This is a genomic window from Streptomyces sp. P9-2B-2, assembly GCF_030406865.1.
In the GTDB taxonomy this organism is placed as follows: Bacteria; Actinomycetota; Actinomycetes; order Streptomycetales; family Streptomycetaceae; genus Streptomyces; species Streptomyces platensis.
Map to the genome: position 1 here is coordinate 2,551,005 of NZ_CP129126.1, position 20,233 is coordinate 2,571,237.

At 71.2% G+C, this 20,233-nt stretch carries 17 protein-coding genes and 1 riboswitch; of the genes, 4 read left to right on the top strand and 13 right to left on the bottom strand.

The annotated features are described in order from the left end of the window. Entirely contained in the window at positions 1-483 is a 483-nt protein-coding gene (locus tag QT196_RS11080; protein WP_168478708.1) for an SRPBCC family protein, read from the bottom strand. 176 nt (positions 484-659) lie between these two features. Next, positions 660-1,436, bottom strand: coding sequence for a metallophosphoesterase (locus tag QT196_RS11085; RefSeq protein WP_168478709.1), 777 nt, complete (start codon positions 1,434-1,436; stop codon positions 660-662). 277 nt (positions 1,437-1,713) lie between these two features. Here QT196_RS11085 and QT196_RS11090 point away from each other — a divergent pair, with 277 nt between their 5' ends. Continuing rightward, positions 1,714-3,510, top strand: coding sequence for an AMP-dependent synthetase/ligase (locus tag QT196_RS11090; protein ID WP_290354827.1), 1,797 nt, complete (start codon positions 1,714-1,716; stop codon positions 3,508-3,510). A gap of 102 nt (positions 3,511-3,612) precedes the next feature. Here the strand turns inward: QT196_RS11090 and QT196_RS11095 are convergent, their stop codons facing one another. After that, on the bottom strand, positions 3,613-4,755 hold the full coding sequence (locus QT196_RS11095) for a glycosyltransferase family 4 protein (protein ID WP_168478711.1): 1,143 nt from the start codon (positions 4,753-4,755) through the stop codon (positions 3,613-3,615). Between the two features lie 236 nt (positions 4,756-4,991). Between QT196_RS11095 and QT196_RS11100 the strand changes: the two genes are divergently transcribed. Further along, entirely contained in the window at positions 4,992-6,326 is a 1,335-nt protein-coding gene (locus QT196_RS11100) for a glycosyltransferase 87 family protein (RefSeq protein WP_168483682.1), read from the top strand. A gap of 15 nt (positions 6,327-6,341) precedes the next feature. Here QT196_RS11100 and QT196_RS11105 read toward each other — a convergent pair whose 3' ends face one another. The 5 genes from QT196_RS11105 to QT196_RS11125 form a co-directional block, all read right to left on the bottom strand. Further along, positions 6,342-7,742: a hypothetical protein gene (locus tag QT196_RS11105; RefSeq protein WP_168478712.1), complete on the bottom strand. Its 1,401-nt coding sequence runs from the start codon at positions 7,740-7,742 to the stop codon at positions 6,342-6,344. Between the two features lie 51 nt (positions 7,743-7,793). Continuing rightward, positions 7,794-8,840, bottom strand: coding sequence for a C40 family peptidase (locus QT196_RS11110; RefSeq protein ID WP_168478713.1), 1,047 nt, complete (start codon positions 8,838-8,840; stop codon positions 7,794-7,796). A 232-nt stretch (positions 8,841-9,072) separates the two neighbouring features. Beyond that, entirely contained in the window at positions 9,073-10,098 is a 1,026-nt protein-coding gene (locus QT196_RS11115) for a C40 family peptidase (protein ID WP_168478714.1), read from the bottom strand. 305 nt (positions 10,099-10,403) lie between these two features. Continuing rightward, positions 10,404-11,777 carry an NYN domain-containing protein gene (locus tag QT196_RS11120; protein WP_168478715.1) on the bottom strand — a complete coding sequence of 458 codons (1,374 nt, stop codon included), beginning with the start codon at positions 11,775-11,777 and terminating at the stop codon, positions 10,404-10,406. An 18-nt stretch (positions 11,778-11,795) separates the two neighbouring features. Next, on the bottom strand, positions 11,796-12,035 hold the full coding sequence (locus QT196_RS11125; protein WP_168478716.1) for a hypothetical protein: 240 nt from the start codon (positions 12,033-12,035) through the stop codon (positions 11,796-11,798). Between the two features lie 293 nt (positions 12,036-12,328). On the opposite strand from QT196_RS11125, the gene QT196_RS11130 reads away from it, so the two are divergent. Continuing rightward, entirely contained in the window at positions 12,329-13,009 is a 681-nt protein-coding gene (locus QT196_RS11130) for a rhomboid family intramembrane serine protease (RefSeq protein ID WP_042162181.1), read from the top strand. Next, entirely contained in the window at positions 13,006-13,287 is a 282-nt protein-coding gene (locus QT196_RS11135) for an Lrp/AsnC ligand binding domain-containing protein (protein WP_085927294.1), read from the top strand. Before QT196_RS11130 ends, QT196_RS11135 begins: the two co-directional genes overlap by 4 nt. 487 nt (positions 13,288-13,774) lie before the next feature. Here QT196_RS11135 and QT196_RS11140 read toward each other — a convergent pair whose 3' ends face one another. From QT196_RS11140 to QT196_RS11160, 5 genes are all read right to left on the bottom strand, one after another. After that, complete coding sequence (locus tag QT196_RS11140) at positions 13,775-15,142, bottom strand: aminotransferase class V-fold PLP-dependent enzyme (RefSeq protein ID WP_168478717.1); 1,368 nt, start codon at positions 15,140-15,142, stop codon at positions 13,775-13,777. Positions 15,143-15,311: 169 nt separating this feature from the next. Then, positions 15,312-15,429, bottom strand: a riboswitch (SAM riboswitch). Between the two features lie 91 nt (positions 15,430-15,520). After that, the gene (trpD, locus tag QT196_RS11145; RefSeq protein ID WP_168478718.1) at positions 15,521-16,585 is read right to left on the bottom strand and encodes an anthranilate phosphoribosyltransferase; all 1,065 of its coding nucleotides are present in this window, start codon (positions 16,583-16,585) and stop codon (positions 15,521-15,523) included. A gap of 141 nt (positions 16,586-16,726) precedes the next feature. Further along, the gene (locus QT196_RS11150; protein ID WP_168478719.1) at positions 16,727-18,364 is read right to left on the bottom strand and encodes a cytochrome bc complex cytochrome b subunit; all 1,638 of its coding nucleotides are present in this window, start codon (positions 18,362-18,364) and stop codon (positions 16,727-16,729) included. Further along, positions 18,361-19,425, bottom strand: coding sequence for a Rieske 2Fe-2S domain-containing protein (locus QT196_RS11155; protein ID WP_168478720.1), 1,065 nt, complete (start codon positions 19,423-19,425; stop codon positions 18,361-18,363). The genes QT196_RS11150 and QT196_RS11155 overlap by 4 nt, the downstream gene beginning before the upstream one ends. Next, a complete protein-coding gene (locus QT196_RS11160) occupies positions 19,422-20,231 on the bottom strand; it encodes a c-type cytochrome (RefSeq protein ID WP_168478721.1) in 810 nt (269 codons plus the stop codon). The genes QT196_RS11155 and QT196_RS11160 overlap by 4 nt, the downstream gene beginning before the upstream one ends. Positions 20,232-20,233: the final 2 nt, after the last annotated feature.

A 20,233-nucleotide genomic window follows, 5' to 3' on the forward strand; every position in this document is an offset into this window, starting at 1 on the left:
TCAGAGCTTCTTGGCCTCGTCGGCGGGCGTCTGCGGGCCGTCGTGGCCGCTCTCGACGCGCTTCTTCAGTCCGGCCAGCGCCCGGTCGATGATGACCTTCTCGGCCTTGCGCTTGATCATCCCGAGCATCGGGATCTTGACGTCGACGGTGAGCTGGTAGGTCACCTCGGTCTGTACGCCGTTGCCGAGCGCGGAGAGGCGGTAGGAACCGTCGAGGGCGCGCAGCATCTGGGACTTGACCAGGGACCAGCTGACCTCGTTCTCGCCGGTCCAGGTGTAGGCGAGGGTGTGGTCGTCCTTGATCGCTCCGGCGTCCAGCAGCAGGCGCACCTGCTCGGCGCGGCCGCGGTCGTCCTTGGCGAGCACCTCTGCCTCTTTGACCTCTCCGGTCCATTCCGGATAGCGGTCAAAGTCGGCGATCACTCCCATCACTTCGGCGGGTGCCGCCTCGATCGTGATGCTCGAGCTGGTGTGTTCGGCCATCGCCGTGACTCCTCCATGCCGATTCATGTCGGTCCGCCGACTTGCGGAAACGCAGTGTCTCTGCTGCTGAAGGCTACCGCGCGGGGGAACGCGGGCGGACACCAGCAGGCCCGTAACGACGGGGCGGGGCGGCCGGCCGGCCCGCTCCCCGGGCCCACGACCAGAGGCTTCCGGGTTCACCACTCCAGGACATAGGGCGCCCCGGTGGCGTTGAAGTGGCCGACATTGACGCATTCCGTGCCCTCGATCCGGGCCCGGCGGACCAGTGGCTGGTGCACATGGCCGAAGAGGGAGTAGCGCGGCCGGGTGGTGCGGATGGCGTGCAGCAGGGCCGCGCTGCCGCGCTCGAAGCGGCGGGCGACGGTGTCGTAGCAGAGCTCGGGGACGTCGGGCGGGATATGGGTGCACAGCACGTCCACCTCGCCGACCGCCTCGATCTTGGCGGCGTACTCCTCGTCGCTGATCTCGTAGGGGGTGCGCATGGGGGTGGTCAGGCCGCCGCCGACGAACCCGAAGACCCGGCCGCCGATCTCCACCCGCTGGCCGTCCAGGACGGTGGTGCCCGGTCCGGCGTACTCGGGCCACAGGCGCGGTATGTCGACGTTGCCGTAGGTGGCGTACGTGGGAGTCGGGAAGGCGGCGAAGAGTTCGGCGTACTGCCGGCGGACCGCGCCCTCGATGACCGACTCCCGGCTCGCGCCCGTACGGTCCAGCTCGCCCCACAGCCGGCGGCCCAGGGCGCGGGCCTCCTCGAAGCGGCGGGCGGTGCGCAGTTCGACCAGCGCGTCCGCGTTCGCGACGCCGAAGAGGTCGGGGAAGATGCCGCGCGAGTGGTCGGCATAGTCGAGGAAGAGGACCAGGTCACCGAGGCAGACCAGGGCATCGGCGCCGGCTCCGGCCGCCGCGAGGTCGCGGCTGTTGCCGTGTACGTCACTGACCACATGCACACGCATGGCGTCACCCTAGATTGCCCGCGCGGCCGGCGGGAGACGGGGCCCCGGAGCCGGAGTTACTTTCGGGTCACCTACCCATTGGTCTAGTCTGCGCGGGTCAGTCCCCATGGCGTGTCCCGCAGCGTGTGACGCATCGAACATCTGGCCGTTCCCCCCTATCCCAACTGCGATACCGATGGGTAACGTCCGGGCAGTCCAGTCCCCCCTGCATGATCGTGGACCGCCGCCGGTGCAACACACAGCGTCGTGGCGCCGGCGCTTTTGAGGAGCAGCAGTCTTGCGCGAGTTCAGCCTTCCGGCCCTGTACGAGGTCCCCGCGGACGGCAACCTGACGGATCTCATCCGCCGAAATGCCGCGCAGCACCCGGATGTTGCCGTCATGGGACGCAAGGTGAACGGAGTGTGGCAGGACGTCACCGCCGCCACCTTCCTCGCCGAGGTCCGCGCCGCCGCCAAAGGCCTGATCGCCTCCGGGGTCGGGCCCGGTGACCGGGTCGGTCTGATGTCGCGCACCCGTTATGAGTGGACTCTGCTGGACTTCGCCATCTGGAGCGCCGGCGCGATCACCGTCCCCGTGTACGAGACCAGTTCCGCCGAGCAGATCCAGTGGATCCTCGGTGACTCCGGCGCGGTGGCCTGTCTGGTGGAGAGCCCCACCCACGAGGCGACCGTCGAGTCGGTCCGCGACCGGCTGCCCGAGCTGGAGAACATCTGGCAGATCGAGCGGGACGCCATCGCCCGGCTGCAGGCCGCGGGCGCCGACATCTCCGACGACGAGGTGGAGGCGCGCAGCGCGCTCGCCGACGCGGACTCGCCCGCGACCATCGTCTACACCTCCGGCACCACCGGCCGCCCCAAGGGCTGTGTGCTCAGCCACCGCAGCTTCTTCGCCGAGTGCGGCAACATCGTCGAGCGGCTGCGGCCGCTGTTCCGCACCGGTGAGTCCTCGGTGCTCCTCTTCCTCCCCATCGCGCATGTCTTCGGCCGGCTGGTGCAGGTCGCCGCGGTGATGGCGCCCATCAAGCTGGGCCACGCCCCCGACATCAAGAACCTCACCGACGACCTCGCCTCCTTCCGGCCGAAGCTGGTCCTGGGTGTGCCGCGGGTCTTCGAGAAGGTCTACAACTCGGCGCGGGCCAAGGCGCAGGCCGACGGCAAGGGCAAGATCTTCGACAAGGCGGCGGACGTCGCGATCGCCTACAGCCGCGCGCTGGACACCCCGTCGGGCCCGGCGTTCGGTCTGAAGCTGAAGTACAAGGTCTTCGACCGGCTCGTCTACGGCAAGCTGCGCGCCGTCCTCGGCGGCCGCGCCACCCACGCCATCTCCGGCGGTGCCCCGCTCGGTGAACGGCTGGGCCACTTCTACCGCGGTATCGGCTTCACCGTGCTGGAGGGCTACGGCCTGACGGAGTCCTGTGCGGCCACCGCGTTCAACCCGTGGGACCGGCAGAAGATCGGCAGCGTCGGCCAGCCGCTGCCCGGTTCGGTCGTGCGGATCGCCGACGACGGCGAGGTGCTGCTGCACGGCGAGCACCTGTTCACCGAGTACTGGAACAACCCGTCGGCCACCAAGGAGGCGCTGTCCGACGGCTGGTTCCACACCGGCGACCTCGGCACCCTCGACGAGGACGGCTACCTCGCCATCACCGGCCGCAAGAAGGAGATCCTGGTCACCGCGGGCGGCAAGAACGTCGCCCCGGCCGTGATCGAGGACCGGATCCGGGCGCACGCCCTGATCGCCGAGTGCATGGTCGTCGGCGACGGCCGGCCGTTCATCGGCGCACTGGTCACCCTCGACGAGGAGTTCCTGCCCCGCTGGGCCGAGGAGCACGGCCACCCGGCCGGGGTGACACCGGCTCAGCTCGCCGACGACCCGGAGCTGCTGGCCGCCGTCCAGCGCGCGGTCGACGACGGCAACGCGGCCGTCTCCAAGGCCGAGTCGGTGCGCAAGTTCCGCATTCTGCCGACCCAGTTCACCGAGGAGTCGGGCCATGTCACGCCCTCGCTGAAGCTCAAGCGGAACGTGGTCGCCAAGGACTTCGCGGAGGACATCGAGGCGCTCTACCGCGCGTAGGGCGGGGCCGCTCCCCGCCGGGCCGTTCGGCTCCGGAATCCGCCGTCGTGGCCACCCGCCACGGCGGCGGTTTTTCGTGCGTCCGGACGACGAACGGCCCGCTCAGAGAAGTTCCTTCAGGCGCTCCGCCAGCAGGTCCCAGCGCCACTTCTCCTCCACCCAGGCGCGGCCCCGTTCGCCCATCGAGCGGCGCAGCGCGGGATCCCGGAGCAGGGTGACGATGCGGTCGGCGGTGGGGGCCGGGGACCCGCCGGGGACGACCCAGCCCGTCTCGCCCTCCAGGACCGCGTCGGGGGCGCCGCCCGAGTCGCCCGCCACCACGGGCAGGCCGGTGGCGGAGGCCTCCAGGTAGACGATGCCGAGGCCCTCGACATCGAGCCCGCCGCGGCGGGTGCGGCACGGCATCGCGAAGACGTCGCCGGCGCCGTAGTGGGCCGGCAGTTCCTCCCACGGGACCGCGCCGGTGAAGCGGACCGATTCCGCGACGCCCTTCTCCTGGGCCAGCGCGTGCAGTGCCTTCTCGTACGGGCCGCCGCCGACGATCAGCAGCACCGCGTCGGGCACCGCGGCCAGGATGGCCGGCATCGCCTCGATCAGGGTGTCCTGGCCCTTGCGCGGGACCAGCCGCGAGACACACACCACCACCGGCCGGCCGGTGAGCCCGAGCCGGTCCCGTACGGCGTCGCCGCCCGAACCGGGGTGAAAGGTCTTCTCGTCGACGCCGGGCGGGAGTTGGACCATCCGCGCGGCGGCCTCCGGGGTGAGCGCACCGGCGATCCGCGAGCGGGTGTACTCGCCGAGGTAGGTGAGCGTGTCCGTGCCCGTACCGATCCGGCGCAGCAGCTGCCGGGCGGCCGGCAGCTGCGCCCAGCCCGCCTCGTGGCCGTGCGTGGTCCCCACGAGGCGCCGGGCACCGGCCGCCCGGAGCGCGGGCGCCATCAGCCCGAGCGGCGCCGCCGCCCCGAACCAGACGGAGGAGCAGCCGTGTTCCCGCAGCAGCCCGGTGGCCCGCCGGGTCACCCTCGGGGTGGGCAGCAGCATCGTCGTGCGGTCCCGGATCACCGGGAACGGCTGCTCTGCGTCGAAGGCGGCGGTGGCCGCGCGGCCCTCCGCGCTGCGCTTCCAGGTCGAGGCGTAGACGACGACCTGGGTGGGGTCCAGGCGCAGCGCCATGCTGTGCAGAAAGGCCTGGATGCCGCCGGGCCGCGGCGGGAAGTCGTTCGTGACGATCAAGGTCTTGTGCACGATGGTCTCTCGACGGTGGGTCTCGGCGTGTGGCCCGACAGTACCCGCCGGTGCCCGGCGGGCGGCCGCCCACCCCGCCATGCCCATGCCTCCTCTACGGTCATGACAGCCGCCACCGGCATCGTGCAGCAGGCACGAGCGGGCAGCGCGGTACGTACGGGACAGTGAGCGGGGCGCCCGCTCCACGGCCGCGCACGGCGCCGACCACCGGCGGCAGGGAAAACGACGAGGTGACGATGGACAGGATCAGCAGAGCGCGCGGGGTCTGGCTCCCGGTCGCGGTCTGGACCGCGACCCGGGCGGTGGTCCTGCTGTGCGTCCTGAGGGTGCTGGTGCTGCCGGGGCCGGACGTCACCACCGATGTCTCGGTGATCTATCAGGGCTGGTTCGGCGTCCTGAAGACCGGCACCTTCCCGCTGAACGACGTGACCTGGCAGTACCCGCCGGCCGCGGCGCTGGCCATCCTCTCCCCCGGTCTGCTGCCGTTCCTGGACTACGCCACGGCGTTCTTCACCCTGATCCTGGTCACGGACGCGGCGACGCTGGCGCTCCTGCTGCGGGCCGGCCGCCGTGCGGAGCACCGGCCGGCCGGCGCCTGGGTGTGGATCGCGGGGGTGGCGCTGCTGGGCCCGACGGCCTACGCACGCTACGACCTGATGGTCACCGCGGTCGCCGTCGCCGCGCTGTTCGCGGCCGTCCGGCGGCCGCGGGTGGCGGGCGCGCTGATCGCCTTCGGGGCGCTGCTGAAGGTCTGGCCCGCGCTGCTGCTGACCGGGGCGGCGCTGCGCGGCCGCCGGGCCCGCGCGCTGTGGCGGACCGCGGCCGGCACCGCGGCCGGGCTGACCCTGCTCCTGGTGGCCGCCGCACCGGGCGCGCTGGCCTTCCTCACCTTCCAGCGCGACCGCGGTACGGAGGTCGAGTCGCTCGGCGCGCTGGTCTTCCATGTGGCCCGCCACTACGGGTGGGACGGGCAGGTGCTGCTGAACTACGGCTCGCTGGAGTTCCTCGGCCCGGGTGTCCCGTTCGCCGGCACCGTGGCGCTCACCCTGAGCCTGGCCGCCGTGGGCTGGCTGTTCCTGTGGCGGGTGCGGGTCCGGGAGCTGCGCCCCGGGACGCTGTGCGAGGCCGCCTTCACCGCCACGCTGCTGTTCACGACCACCAGCCGGGTGATCAGCCCGCAGTACATGCTGTGGCTGGTGGGGCTCGGCGCGGTCTGTGTGACCGTACGTGCCGCCCGGCAGACGCTGCCGGTGGTGCTGGTCCTGGTCGCCACCGGGGTCACCCTGCTGGAGTTCCCCATCGGGTTCGCACAGGTCGTCGGGAGCGATCCGTGGGGCGTCGCGCTGCTGGCCGTACGCAACGGGCTGCTGGTCGCCGCGTCGCTGATCGCCTGCCGCCGGCTGTGGGTCTCCACACGGGGCGACGGGCGCGCGCGGGCCGGACGCGGGCGGGCCGGGACCGTCGGCGTGGTGCGCGCCCGCCGTGCGGCCGACGGGGCCCCCGCCGCTCCCCCGGAGCTCACCGGCACCGCCCCGCACCCCCGGACGGAGGGCGCGCCGCCGTCGCCGTGACCCCGTCCGCCCGGCTCAGCGCGCCAGCTGCTTCCGCACGAAGGCACGCCACTGCCGGGTGAACTCCGCCATGCTGACGCCCAGTTGGGTGCGCATGGCGCGGTCGGTCCGCTCGGCGCGGGCCTTCGGCCGCTCTTCGGGGCGGGCGGCCGGGGTGGCCGGACGGGAGCGGGAGGAGACCGCCGTGGCCGACGCGGCCGCCTCGATCGGGGCCCCCGCGCTCCCCGCCGAGACCTGGGCCGCGCTCCGGCCCGCCGCCCGGTAGAAGGCGAGCAGCTTGGCCTCGCCCCACTTCTCGGCGATCATCCGGCAGGCCAGCCAGCTGCCCTCGTAGGCCTTCGCCAGCCGGTCGGCGCCCGCCTTGAAGCCGAAGTCCTCATCGGTCGGCAGACGGGCGGGGAGCTTCCCGGCGGCGACCGCACGGGTGAGTTCGGGGGCGGTGAGGGCGGCCTTGCGGCGGATCCCGCGGTAGGCGGCCCAGTCGGCGAAGCCCTCGGAGAGCCACAGCGGGGTGGCCGGCGTGGTGGCCGTACGGGTGGCGACATGGGCGGTCTCATGGGTGAGGACCACCCGGCGGCCCAGGTCGTTGAGCTCCTCGTACGCATCCGGGTTGATGATCACGCGGTCGGCGGGCGCGGTCGTCGAGACCCCGGCCTCCCCGGTGGTGACCGCCGCGATCCCCGCATAGCCGGACGGATCGTCGCTGCCCATCAGCTGCGCCATCCCCTCCACCGAGTCCGGCGCCTCCACCACGACCTTCTGCGACCACTTCCCCTTCCAGGCCGCGGAGACCGCGGGCACCGCCCGGTCCACCCGGTGCGCCAGATCCTTCAGCCGCGCCCGCTGCGCACTGCCGCCGAGCACCAGGCTGTAGCGGCCGCGGACCAGCGTCACCGGCCCCTGGTCCCACAGCTGGCGGGTGCCGCTGCGGCCCGTGGCCGCGCCGTCGGTGTCCGACGAGATCAGCCAGCGGCCCTCGCGCTCGGTCAGGGTGAGGTACTGGACAGCGTGCACCGGCGCGGTGTCGAAGCCCTTGAGGCGGTAGCGCAGCCGCACCTTCGCGGCCAGCCGCGTCCGGTCGCCGCCGGCCGGGAGCGGGAAGGCCTCGGTGGAGTCGAGGTCGTAGTGCCAGTCGGCCAGCGGCACGCCCTTCAGGTGGGCGAACATCGCGCGCTGGCGGTCGCGGTAGCCGGTGGACCGCGGGTCCACGGAGGCGAGGAAGCCCGCCGCGTCCTGGCGCTCGACGGCCCGCGCACGGGTGTCCAGCATCCGCTGGACGTCGGGGAAGCGGGCCGTTGCCGGCGGGGAGCCCGCGGGCCCGCAGCCGGCCAGCGGGGCGAGCAGCGCGAGGAGCAGGGCGGCGCAGCCCGCCGCCCGGGCCCGCGACGGCCGCCGTCCCGCCCACTGGTGTGACATGCGGACGATCGTAGATCCGGCCCGGCCCGGGCAAAAACGCGGAGATCCGCCTCAGGGCCTGGTGACGGACGAGATCGGCATCATCCCGACGGGGTCGTAGCGGACCCGTGCGCCGGGGTAGGGCGCGTGCACCACTTGGCCGTTGCCGACGTACATCCCGACATGGCTGGCGTCCGAACGGTAGATGACCAGGTCACCGGGGCGTGCCTGGCTCAGCGGCACCTGCCGGCCGGCGCCCCGCTGGGCCTGGGAGGTACGCGGGAGGGAGACTCCGGCCCGGCCGTAGGCCCATTGGGTGAGTCCGGAGCAGTCGAAGGACGTGGGGCCGCTGCTCCCCCAGGCGTACGGGGAGCCGACCGCGGCGCGCACCGCGGCGACGGCGGCGGCGGCCCGCCCGGAGGACGGTACGGCGCCGCCCAGGTCCGGGGCCGCCTCGCGGTGCCCGTCGCTCCGGGAGGCCCGCTCGTAGGCCGCCCGGTCCCGCTTGGGGAGCGCGTTCAGCAGCCGCCGTGCGGTGGCCAGCTTGCGCTGTACGTCCTTCTTGTGGCGGGCGACGGCCTTGCGGCCGGCCTCCAGCTCGGTGAGCTTCCTGACGGTCTCCGCGCGCTGCTGCTCCAGGCGGCGCTGGGCCGTCCGGAGGCCGTGCAGCTCATCGGCCTGCCGGTGGCCGAGCCGGTCGAGCGCGGAGGCCTTCTCCAGGAAGGTGTCGGGGCGTTCGGAGAGCATCAGCCGGACCGTGGGGTCGATGCCGCCCGACCGGTACTGGGCGGCGGCCAGCGCGCCCAGGTGGCCGCGCATCCGGTTGACCCGCTCCTGGGCGCGGGCGGTGCGGTCCTGGAGGGCTGCCACCTCGTGGCGCAGCTCCTTGGTCCGGGCCTGTGCGGCGTTGTACTTCTCGGTGGCACGCTCCGCCTGGACGTAGAGGCTGTCGACCCGTGCGGTCGCCGCCGCCCGGTCGGTGGACGGGCGGCCCGCGGGGTCGGCGGCGGCCGGGGGCGCCGACAGCGCGGCGGCCGCGGTCGCCAGGGCGGCCGACACCACGGTGACTCCGGCGAGGGTGGTCTGGGCGTGCTGCGAGGTACGGCGGTGGGACACCACGAGAGCCGCACTCCTTCCGTGCAGCCCCTGCCGCCCCGGGAGGGCGCGCGGTGAACCGGATGCTGCGAGGGCAGACAGTAACGGCGGCGGTGCACACCGGCCAAAGCGCCCATTTCGACCGCAAAAAGCCGCCCCGCCGGTGACTGTGCAGGTCACCGGCGGGGCGGCAGGTCAGCGGCCGGGGCCGCAATTCGCCCGTTCGGGCGGCAGGTTAAGGGGGTTGTGAGGCTTTTCAGACCCGCACGCCGAACGCGAACGGCATATTGCCGATCGGCTCGTAGCGCACCGAGGCACCCGGCTTCGGCGCGTGCAGCACCTGGCCGTTGCCCGCGTAGAGGCCGATGTGGTGCAGGTCGCCGTAGAAGAGCACCAGGTCGCCGGGCTTGAGGGCGCTCTGCGAGCCGATACGGGTACCGGCGTTGGCCTGCGCCTGCGAGGTGCGCGGCAGCGACTGGCCGGCCTGCTGGTAGGCCCAGGAGGTCAGACCCGAGCAGTCGAAGGACGACGGGCCGGTGGCGCCCCAGACGTAGGGCGAACCTATCTTGGACTGGGCGGCCTGGAGGGCGGCCGCACCGCGCTGCGAGGCCGGGACGTCGTCGCCGAGGTCGGTCCGCTCGTTGCTGCGGTCGGCGCGGTTCTCCGCGGCCTGCATGGCCGCCCGCTCCTTGGCGGTCAGGGTGTTCAGCAGCTCCTGCGCCTTGCCGAGCTTGCCCTTGATCTCGTCCTTCTTGTCCCCGAGCGCCTTACGGGTCTCGGAGAGGTCCTTGATCTTGCCCGCGGCCTCCGCGCGCTCCTGGGCGAGCCGGCGCTGCTTGTCCGCGATGGTCTTCAGCTGGTCGGCCTGCTTGCCGCTCAACTGGTCGAGCGTGGCGGCCTTTTCGAGGTAGGTGTCCGGGTCACCGGAGAGGAACAGCTGGACCGAGGGGTCGATGCTGCCGCTGCGGTACTGGCCGGAGGCGACCGCGCCGAGGCCCTTGCGGAGCTGGTTGAGCTCACCCTGACCACGGGCGACCTTGTCCTGGAGGTCGTCGACCTCCTTCTGGAGCTTCTCCTGCTGCTCCTTGACGCCGTTGTACTTCTCGGTGGCCTGCTCGGCCTCCCCGTAGAGCTTGTCGACCTCGGACTTGACGTCCTTCTTCGACTGATGGGGGTCGGCCTGGGCGGCCTGGGACGAGAGAGCCACGGCGGCCGCGGCGGTGGCGGTGAGCACGGTCACGCGGGTACGGCTCGGCTGCTTGGGTCGACGGTGGGACGCCACGGGGGCGAGCTCCTTCTTCCTCCAGCCGCCTACCGGGAAGTGGGGGGGGTGAGACCCCGGCTCCGCGTGAACGCCGCGGACTCGGCGGTTCCTTCACTGTTCATCCCGGTTGGATGATCATCTGCATGAAGGTTCGGGGCTGACCTTAGTAACGGAGTTGTGATCGCTTCAAATCCTCACGGGAAAATTCTGCGCCACCAACCCCATCCTTTACCAACATCGCACAGGCAGTAAGCGCCAATTGACGCTCAGATACGGAGTGCGAGCGGATTCCGGCCTCCGGCAGCCCGCCGGAGGGCAGCGCGTCAGGTGCGGGCAAGTCGCTTGAGGAGCAGGGCCGATGCGACCGGGCGCGCCCCGGCCTTCGCCACACCGTCGGCCACTTCCCGGTCCGTGGAGACCACGACGACCGGACGGCCCGGCGGTTCGGCCCTTACCAGCTGACGAATCAACTCATCGGCCGTTACGCCCGGTTTACTGAACAGGACCCGGACCCCGCGCGGCGGTGCGAGCAGCACCGGCGCCGCCAGCTCCGCACCGTCGAAGACACAGGTCATCTCGGCACCGGTCTGCGCCGCCAGCACCGCGAGACCGCCCAGCAGCCGCAGCCGCTGCTTTTCGAGCGGCATGGTCGGATAGCCGGTTTTGGTGACGTTGTAGCCATCCACCACCAAATGCGCCTGCGGCAGGGCGAGAAGCTGGTCGAGCAGCGCCGGGTCCATCTCCGACAGCGCCCGGGTCGCGATGTCCTTGGGCGTCATCCGCCCCGGCGCGACCGCCTCGACGGTGTCCGCAGGGTGGACGTTCGCGGGCGGCAGGGCCAGTTCGCGGCGCAGCCCCTGGGCCGCGTCCAGCACCGTGTCCAGCAGCAGCCGCAGCCGCATGTCCTCGACGCTGCGGCCCTCACGGGCGGAGCGCCGGCTGGTCTCCAGCGCCGTCTCGGCCTCGGTGATCCGGCTCTTGAGGCGGCGCACCTCGCTGTCCGCGGCGGTCTTCTCGGTGGCCGCCCGGTCCCGCTCCTCCGTCAGCGCGGCCTCGGCCTTGCGGACCGCCGCCTCACCGCGCTTGACGTCGCTCAGCGCACTGCGCAGCTTGCGCCGCAGCGACTCGTTCTCCTTGCGCACCGCGTCCAGGTCCACCCGGATCCGGTCGGCCTCCGTGCGGGCCTCGCCGCGCGCCTGCGCCAGCTCCTCGCGCAGCCGGGCCAGCTCCCGCTCGGCCTCCTCGCCGGCCCGCTCCGCGCGCGCCCGCTGGGCCTCCTCACCGGCCGCCGCGACGAGCTTGACCCAGCCCTCGGGCCGCAGCACATAGGCCGCCGCCGCGACATCGAGCGGATCGGCGGCCGCGGGCGGGGTGCCGTGCTCCAGCGCCGCGGCCAGCTCCGGCTGCGCCTCGTGCAGCTTGCCGGCGATCCGCTGCCGGAAGACCGCGTCGCTCTCCAGCGCCGCGGCCATCGCGTTACCGGCGAACTTGGCCCGACGAGTCGGGGTGAACCGGGCGTACTGCCGCAGCGGGGGCGGGAGTTCGGCGACCGTCAGCGCGCCGAACGACTCCGCGGTGAGCGCCACGACACGGCGCCGTACGCCCTCGGGCAGCGGTCGGTCGAGCACCTCGTCCGCCGCACCCTCGGGTACGTCGTCACGCTGGGCCCCCGGCTCCCCTTCTGGACGGTCCACCACGGCTGCATCGCTCCGATCTCAGGCGTTCGCGCCCGGACGGTCCACCAGCTCGATCTGGTCGACCGCGTTGCACCAGCGGCAGCGCACGGACTCGATGCTCTCACTGAGGACGTCGCGCTCCTCCACCTTCGGCTCCCCGGCCAGGTCCAGGTGGACGTACTCCACCACCTTGGACTGGCGGGTCACGTCGAAACGCGTGAGGTTGCCGCACAGCGTGCAGCGCCACCGGGTTCCGGCCGTCGGCAGGGGAACACCCATCGTGTCGTCCTCTTTCGTACTCATCGTCATGTGCGGTTGCGCGGTTCACGCGGTGCGCCGTCGGACTGCGGAAGTACGCAAAGTACTGCCTGTAACCCTACGGCCTGACGGGGGGCCGGTGCGGGCCCGCCCGGGTGCCGGGACACGGCGAGGCACTCTGTCCCGATTGCCCCGCATTAAGCCATGATCACTTCATGACGGCGCCGGCCCCCACTCCCCGTTCTCCCCGCTCGTCCGGTCTCCTCCCCCGCCGTCCGCACCCCACCCGGTCCCTGACCGCGGTGTTCTCGCGGATGACGAATGTGCTGATCGGCCTGTGCTGTGCGGTCTTCGTGCTCGGCCCCGCCTCCGGCCTGAACCGGATATACGGCACCGGGGACGCGCTGCTGAAGGCCCAGACCGCCTATTTCGAGCGGTGGGGCGTGATCCCGCTGGATCTGTGGAGCGGCTCGGTACGGGCGCTGGTCACGCCGCTCACCGCGTTGTTCGTGCACGGCAGCTGGCTGCACCTGCTCGGCAACATGCTCTTCCTCTACGTCTTCGGCGCGATGGCCGAGGCGCGCATGGGCCGGCTGCCGTTCACCGCCTTCTACCTCATCATCGGCTACCTGGCGCTGCTCGGCTACGCGGCCGCACACGCCGACTCCGGCCAGACCCTGGTCGGCGCCTCCGGCTCGATCTCCGGCGTCCTGGGCGCGTTCCTCTACCTGTTCCCGACGGCCCGGGTCACCAGTCTCTTCCCGTTCCTGTTCTTCCTGCCGCTGCGCTTCCCCGCCTGGATCGTGCTGCTGTTCTGGTTCGTCATCCAGTGGCAGGCCGCCCAGGACGACCCCCGCGGTCCGGGCGTCGCCTACCTCGCCCATGTCATCGGCTTCGCCCTCGGCTTCCTCTACGCATGGGCCCGCTACGGGAGGGATAGTGTGGGGGCCACCAGGGCGAACGACCGGGCGACCGAGGAAGAGAGCCAGCCGTGATCACGTCGATCGTGCTCATCAAGACCAACGTGGACCAGATCCCGGAGATCGCCGAGAAGATCGCCGCACTGGACGGCGTCAGCGAGGTCTACTCGGTCACCGGCGCCCACGACCTCATCGCGATGGTCCGCGTCGCCGCCCACGACGACCTCGCGGACGTCATCCCCGGCCGCATCAGCAAGGTCCCCGGCGTCGCCTCCACGGAGACCCACATCGCCTTCCGCACATACAGCCAGCACGACCTTGAGGCCGCCTTTGCGATCGGGCTCGAAGCGTAGCCCGTCTTCTTCCCACGTTTTCGGCTGTCCCGCCGTGGTGGTTTCTCGTCGTTGCGCCTGCGGCGGGCGGGTGGTTGTCGGGTGCGGTGACGGACCTCCGGGGCCTGGTGTGTGGACTGCTTCGCATTACGTCCACACACCAGGCCCCTCCGGCCCGTCCCCTCCCGTTGAGGGAGGGAGTAACGGTGGGTGGGAGCGCGCCACTCATCACCAGTTCACTGCGACCGACAAGGCGCACCAGACCACCTACGGGCACCCCCACCGGCCTTCTTTTCCCCACCCCCCAACGGGAGGGGACGGGCCGGAGGGGTAGGGGTGTGGGACGTAAAGCGAAGCAGTCCCACACCCCTACCCCGGAGGCCCGTCACCGCACCCCGACAGCCCCGCGCAGCGGACCCCGCCCGCCGCAGGCGCAACGGCGAGAAAGCCACAAACGTCGGCCAAGGCAAAGCGCAGCGGAACGGCGGGAAAGCCGAAAACGTGGGAATCAAGCGGGGACACAACGCCCGCCTTCGGTGCGGTAGTTCCAGCGGGCGCCGTTCGTCACCAGTTCCTTGACCGCTTCCAGGAAGCGGTCTACGTGCTCGTCCGGCGTGCCGGCGCCGAAGCTCACGCGGATGGCGTTGAGGGACTTTTCGCCGGGGGCCGCGTCGGGGGCGCCGCACTCGCCGGGGTCCTGGGGGGCGCTGCCCAGGAGGGTGCGGACGAGGGGGTGGGCGCAGAAGAGGCCGTCGCGGACGCCGATGCCGTACTCGGCGGAGAGGGCGGCGGCGAAGTGGGAGCTGTTCCAGCCTTCGACGACGAAGGAGAGGACGCCCACGCGGGCGGCGTCGTCGCCGAAGAGGGAGAGCACGGTGACCTCGGGTACCTCGGCCAGGCCGGTGCGGAGGCGGGCGATCAGCTCCTGTTCGCGGGCGACCAGGCCCTCGAAGCCGGCCTCGGTGAGGGCCCGGCAGGCCGAGGCGATGGCGTAGGCGCCGATGACGTTGGGCGAACCGGCCTCGTGGCGGGCCGCGGTGGTGTGCCACTCGACGTCGACCCCGCCGTCGGTGCGGCGGGAGACCTTGCGGCTGGCGCCGCCGCCGGCCAGGTACGGGGCGGCGTCCCGCAGCCAGTCGGCGCGGCCGGCCAGCACCCCGGCGCCGAACGGCGCGTAGAGCTTGTGGCCGGAGAAGGCGACCCAGTCGACGTCCAGGTCGCCGAGGTCCACCGGGTGGTGCGGGACGAGCTGCGCGGCGTCGAGCACGATCCGGGCGCCGTGGGCGTGCGCGGCTGCCGCCAGCTCCCGCACGGGCCACAGTTCACCGGTCACATTCGACGCACCGGTCACACAGACCAGCGCCGGGCCGTAGGGCTCGCGTGCGGCCAGCGCCTTTTCGAGGGTGTCCACGGCCTGCTGCGGGGTGCGCGGGGCGTTGAGGTAGGTCACCGTGACGTCGGGGCGCTGCTCCCACGGCAGCAGTGAGGCGTGGTGCTCGGTCTCGAAGACGAACACCCGGGTGTTCTCGGGGAGTACGGCGGCGAGCAGGTTCAGCGAGTCGGTGGTGGAGCGGGTGAAGACGACCTGGTCGTCGGTGCGGCAGCCGAGGAACTCCTCGATCGTGCGGCGGCTGTTCTCGAAGAGGTCGGTGGAGAGCTGCGAGAGGTATCCGGCGCCGCGGTGCACGCTGCCGTAGTACGGGGCGTAGGCCGCCACGTCGTCCCAGACCCGCTGGAGCGCGGGGGCGCTGGCGGCGTAGTCCAGCGCGGCGTAGTCGACTTCGCCGCCGGTCACGAGCGGGACGAGGACGTCCCGGCCGAGAACCGGCAGCGGGGCACAGACGGAGCGGTCGGCGGCAACGGCGGAAACGGACATGGCGAACTCCCGTAAGAGGTAAGCGAATTCGCGGCGGGCGGGGGCGCGAAAGCGCGCCGGGGCACCGCGGCGAAAAAGGAAAAAGGGATGCGGAAAAGGGGCCGTCGGGCCCTATCGCATTCGCTGATTCACGGAAGTTCTCCCTCGGGGACCAGGATCCCTGGCGAGGGATCCGCGCTTGCCGCAGACCTCGCTGCCTACGGCCTGGTCATCACCCGGGGCACCCCGCCACGGAAGGAGGGTTGCCGGACAGCGGGCCGGGGCCTGCATCGCTGTCACTCGTGACCTGCGCAGCATCATGCCACACGGGCAAAGAGGCGCAAGGCCCGGTCCGTATGACGGACAGGGCCTTGCGTCACACCGTGTGTCACCGCGCGCTCATGTGTTGCTGGCGGCCACCCAGCGCTCCAGCGCCCGCTTGGCCGCGCCGGAGTCCACCGAGGCCGCGGCCCGCTCGATACCGGCCCGGATCTGCTCGGCCAGCGGGGCGTCCGCCGGCTCCAGCGCGACCAGCGCCGCCGCGGAGTTCAGCAGCACCGCGTCGCGCACCGGGCCGGTCTCCCCGTCCAGCAGCCGGCGGGCCACCTCCGCGTTGTACGAGGCGTCCGCCCCGCGCAGCGCCTCCACCGGCACCAGGGGGATGCCCACGTCCCGGGGGTCGAAGGACTCCTCGCGCACCGTGCCGTCCCGGACGATCCACACCCGGGAGGTCGCGGTCGTGGTCAGCTCGTCCAGGCCGTCGTCGCCGCGGAACACCAGCGCCGACGAGCCGCGCTCGGCGAGCACCCCGGCCAGGATCGGCGCCATCCGGGCGTCCGCGACACCGGTCGCCTGGGCGCGGACCTTCGCGGGGTTGGTCAGCGGGCCGAGCACATTGAAGGTGGTACGGATGCCGAGCTGGGCCCGCGCGTTGGCGACGTGCCGCAGCGAGGGGTGGAACTTCACCGCGAAGCAGAAGGTGATGCCCGCTTCCTTGGCGACCTCGGTGACCCGCTGCGGGGTGAGGTCGAGATTGACCCCGAGCTTCTCCAGGACGTCGGAGGCGCCGCTGGCGGAGGAGGCGGCGCGGTTGCCGTGCTTGACGACCTTGGCGCCGGTGCCGGCGACCACGATCGAGGACATCGTGGAGATGTTGACGGTCTTGGCGCCGTCGCCGCCGGTGCCGACGATGTCCACGCTCGGTCCGGGCACCTCGATCAGCCGGGCGTGCGCGTACATGGTGCGCACCAGACCGGAGATCTCGGCGACGGTCTCGCCCTTGGCGCGCAGGGCCACCGCGAACCCGGCGATCTGGGCGTCGCCGGCCTCGCCCCGCATGATCTTGTCCATCGCCCAGGCGGTGTCGTCCGCGCTGAGGTCACGGCCGGCGAGCAGGGCGTTGAGGAGCTCCGGCCAGGTCTGGGCCGCCACGCTGTCGCCGCCAACCGGGGTCACAACGTTCATGGTCCACTCTCCTGGATTGTCTCCTGCTTATGCCGTCACCCTATCGAGCCCCCGGGCACGCCGGAGGGCCCCGTCCGATCACCGGACGGGGCCCTCTGGGTGGCGTACTACCTACGGTGCGCTAGGAAAGCGCTGCGGTGATCAGTGGTGGCCGTGGCCGCTGGTGATCTCCTTGTACTCCTCGGTCGTGGCCTTCGGGATGACGTTGTCCTCGCCGTAGTAGGCCTTGGAGAGCTTGGCGCGCAGCTTCTGCGAACGCGACAGCTTGCGCTCCACACCGTTCTCGTCGACCTCGGGGCCCAGTTCGAGCGGCGCGGGCTGCTCGTGCTGGGTGAGCAGGTGCAGCTGCTCCTGGTCGAGCGGCTCGTGGACCTCGATGAACTCACCGTGCGGCAGGCGCTTGATGATGCCGGACTCGCGTCCGTGCAGCACCTTGTCCTTGTCGCGCCGCTGCAGACCCATGCAGATCCGCTTGGTGGCGATGAAGGCCAGCACCGGAAGGACGAAGAATCCGATCCGGACGAACCAGGTGAGCGAGTTGAGCGACAGGTGGAAGTGCGTCGCCCACAGGTCGTTACCGCCACCGATCAGCATCACGAAGTACGCGACGAGCCAGGCGACACCGAAGCCGGTACGGGTCGGGACGTTGCGCGGGCGGTCCAGGATGTGGTGCTCGCGCTTGTCGCCCTTGACCCAGGACTCGATGAACGGGTAGACCGCGATCGCGACCAGGACCAGCGGGAAGATCAGGATCGGGATCAGCACACCGAAGTTGAGGGTGTGACCCCAGAAGTTCCACTCCCAGCCCGGCATGACACGCACCAGACCCTCGGCGAAGCCCATGTACCAGTCGGGCTGGGCGCCGGTGGATACCTGGTCGGGCCGGTAGGGGCCGATGGCCCACACCGGGTTGATGCTGGCGATCGCGGCGATCACCGAGATCACACCGAAGACCAGGAAGAAGAAGCCTCCGGCCTTGGCCATGTAGACCGGCAGCAGCGGCATGCCCACGACGTTGTTGTTGGTCTTGCCGGCACCCGGGAACTGGGTGTGCTTGTGGTAGAAGACCAGGATCAGGTGCGCCACCAGCAGGCCGAGCATGATGCCCGGCAGCAGCAGCACGTGCACCGTGAAGAACCGCGGGATGATGTCGTGCCCCGGGAACTCCCCGCCGAAGATGAAGAACTGCAGGTACGAACCGACCAGCGGCATCGCCAGGATGACGCCCTCGATGAACCGCACACCGGTACCGGAGAGCAGGTCGTCGGGGAGCGAGTAGCCGGTGAAGCCGGTGAACATGCCCAGCACCAGCAGCAGGAAGCCGAACAGCCAGTTGACCTCGCGCGGCTTGCGGAAGGCGCCCGTGAAGAACACCCGCATCATGTGGACCATCATCGCGGCCAGGAACACCAGCGCGGCCCAGTGGTGGATCTGCCTTATAAGCAGCCCGCCCCGGACGTCGAAGCTGATGTCCAGCGTCGACTCGAAGGCCTGGGTCATCCGGACCCCCTGCATGGGCACATAGGAACCGTGATAGGTCACCTCGGCCATGCTCGGGTGGAAGAACAGCGTCAGATAGACACCGGTCAGGATGATGATGATGAAGCTGTAAAGCGCGACCTCACCCAGCATGAAGGACCAGTGGTCCGGGAAGATCTTGCGCATGTTGGACTTGGCCAGGCTGTAGATGCCCAGCCGGCCGTCCGCCCAGTCGGCGATCCGCTCGCCCCGCGGCGCCTGGCCACGGCGCGGATTGGTCGCGCTCGTCTCGTTACTCATCCGCGCTCCCAGAAGCTCGGGCCGACGGGCTCCTCGAAGCCGCTTGCGGCCTCAAGGAAGCCGTCCTTCTCTGTGATGTGCAGCTGCGGCAGGGCGTGTCCGGCCGGACCGAAGATCACCCGACCGCCGTCAGAGAGGTCGAACGTCGACTGGTGGCAGGGGCAGAGCACGTGGTGCGTCTGCTGCTCGTACAGGCTGATCGGGCAACCCACGTGGGTGCAGATCTTCGAGTACGCCACGATGCCCTCGTGCGACCAGGACAGTTCGTGCTTGTCCTTGATGTTCTGCGGCTGGATCCGCACGAGCATCAGGGCGTCCTTGGCGATCTTCTGCGCGAACTCCTCGTCGTGCTCCTCCAGGCCCTCCGGCATGGCGAACGTCAGGGAGCCGACCGCGATGTCCTCGGGACGCAGCGGGAGGTTGGTGGCCTGGTTGACCAGGCGGATGCCCTTCTTCCAACCCGTGGTGCGCAGCTTGTTCCCGGGCAGCGGCCCGAGGTCGCGCAGCAGCACCACACCAGAGAGCGGCACCAGGGCCAGCGCGCCGAACATCGTGTTGCGGATCAGCTTGCGGCGGCCGACCTGCGACTCCTTCGCCCCCTGGGCGAAGTCCGCCATGACCTTGGCCTTGACCTCCGGCGGCGCCTCGATCGGGTGGCGCTCGTCGGCGACCTCCTCGTCCGACATCAGCGTGCGGGCCCAGTGGACCGCACCGGCGCCGATGCAGAAGAGCGCCGCGCCCAGCGTCAGACCGAGCGCGAAGTTCAGCGCGCTGATGTGACCGAGCGGCCAGATGTAGACGTTCCGCTCGATCGGGATCGCCACGTACGCGGCGATGAAGGCGACCGTGGCGATCATGGATACGACGAAGAGCAGCGCCACGGTGCGCTCGGAGCGCCTGGCGGCCTGGTCGTCGATGTCCTGGGCACGGTGCTCGTGGGGCGGCAGACCCGGGTCGGCGAAGGGGTTCTCCGCCGTGGCTACCGCACCTTCGTGAGCCGTCTCCCGCTCACCGGGAAGGGTTTCTTCTGGCACGTCTTCGTGTCGTCCAGTCTCACTCATGACTTCTTGGCCTTCGTAGTCCGGGCTGCGACCCAGATGGCGACCGCGATAAGCGCGCCCAGGCCGAAGATGTAACCGAAGAGACCCTCACTGACCGGACCGAGACCGCCGAGGTCGAGGCCGCCGGGGCTCTCGGATTCATCGCCGTTGACGGCGCCGAGGTACGCGATGATGTCCTTCTTGTTCTGCTTCGACAGCGAGCCGTCACCGAAGGAGGGCATGTTCTGCGGGCCGGTTTCCATGGCCTCGTAGATGTGCTTCGGGTCCACGCCCTCGAGCGTCGGTGCGTACTTGCCATCGGTCAGGGCGCCGCCCTTACCGGTGAAGTTGTGGCACTGCGCGCAGTTGGTGCGGAACAGCTCGCCGCCCTTGCCGATGTTGGCGCCGTCGGGGCTGTACTGCTGCTTGTCCGGCACGGTCGGGCCGGCGCCCAGCGAGGCCACGTAGGCCGCGAGCTGGTCGATCTGCGCGTTGGTGTAGATGTTCTTCTTCCGCGGCACCTGGGCGCCGGGCTGCTGGGCCGGCATACGGCCGGTGCCCACCTGGAAGTCCACGGCTGCGGCGCCGACGCCTACCAGGCTGGGGCCGTCGGAGGTGCCCTGACCGCCGGTGCCGTGGCAGCTGGCGCAGCCCACGGCGAAGAGCTTCTTGCCCTCCTTGATGGCAAGGGACTGGGCGGTGTCATCGGCCTGAGCCTTGTCCGCCGGCGCGAACGCGGCGTACGCCCCTCCGGTAGACATCAGCGCAAGGAGTAGGACGACGAGCACCGCCAGCGGATGGCGCCGTCGTGCGGAGAGCTTTTTCACGG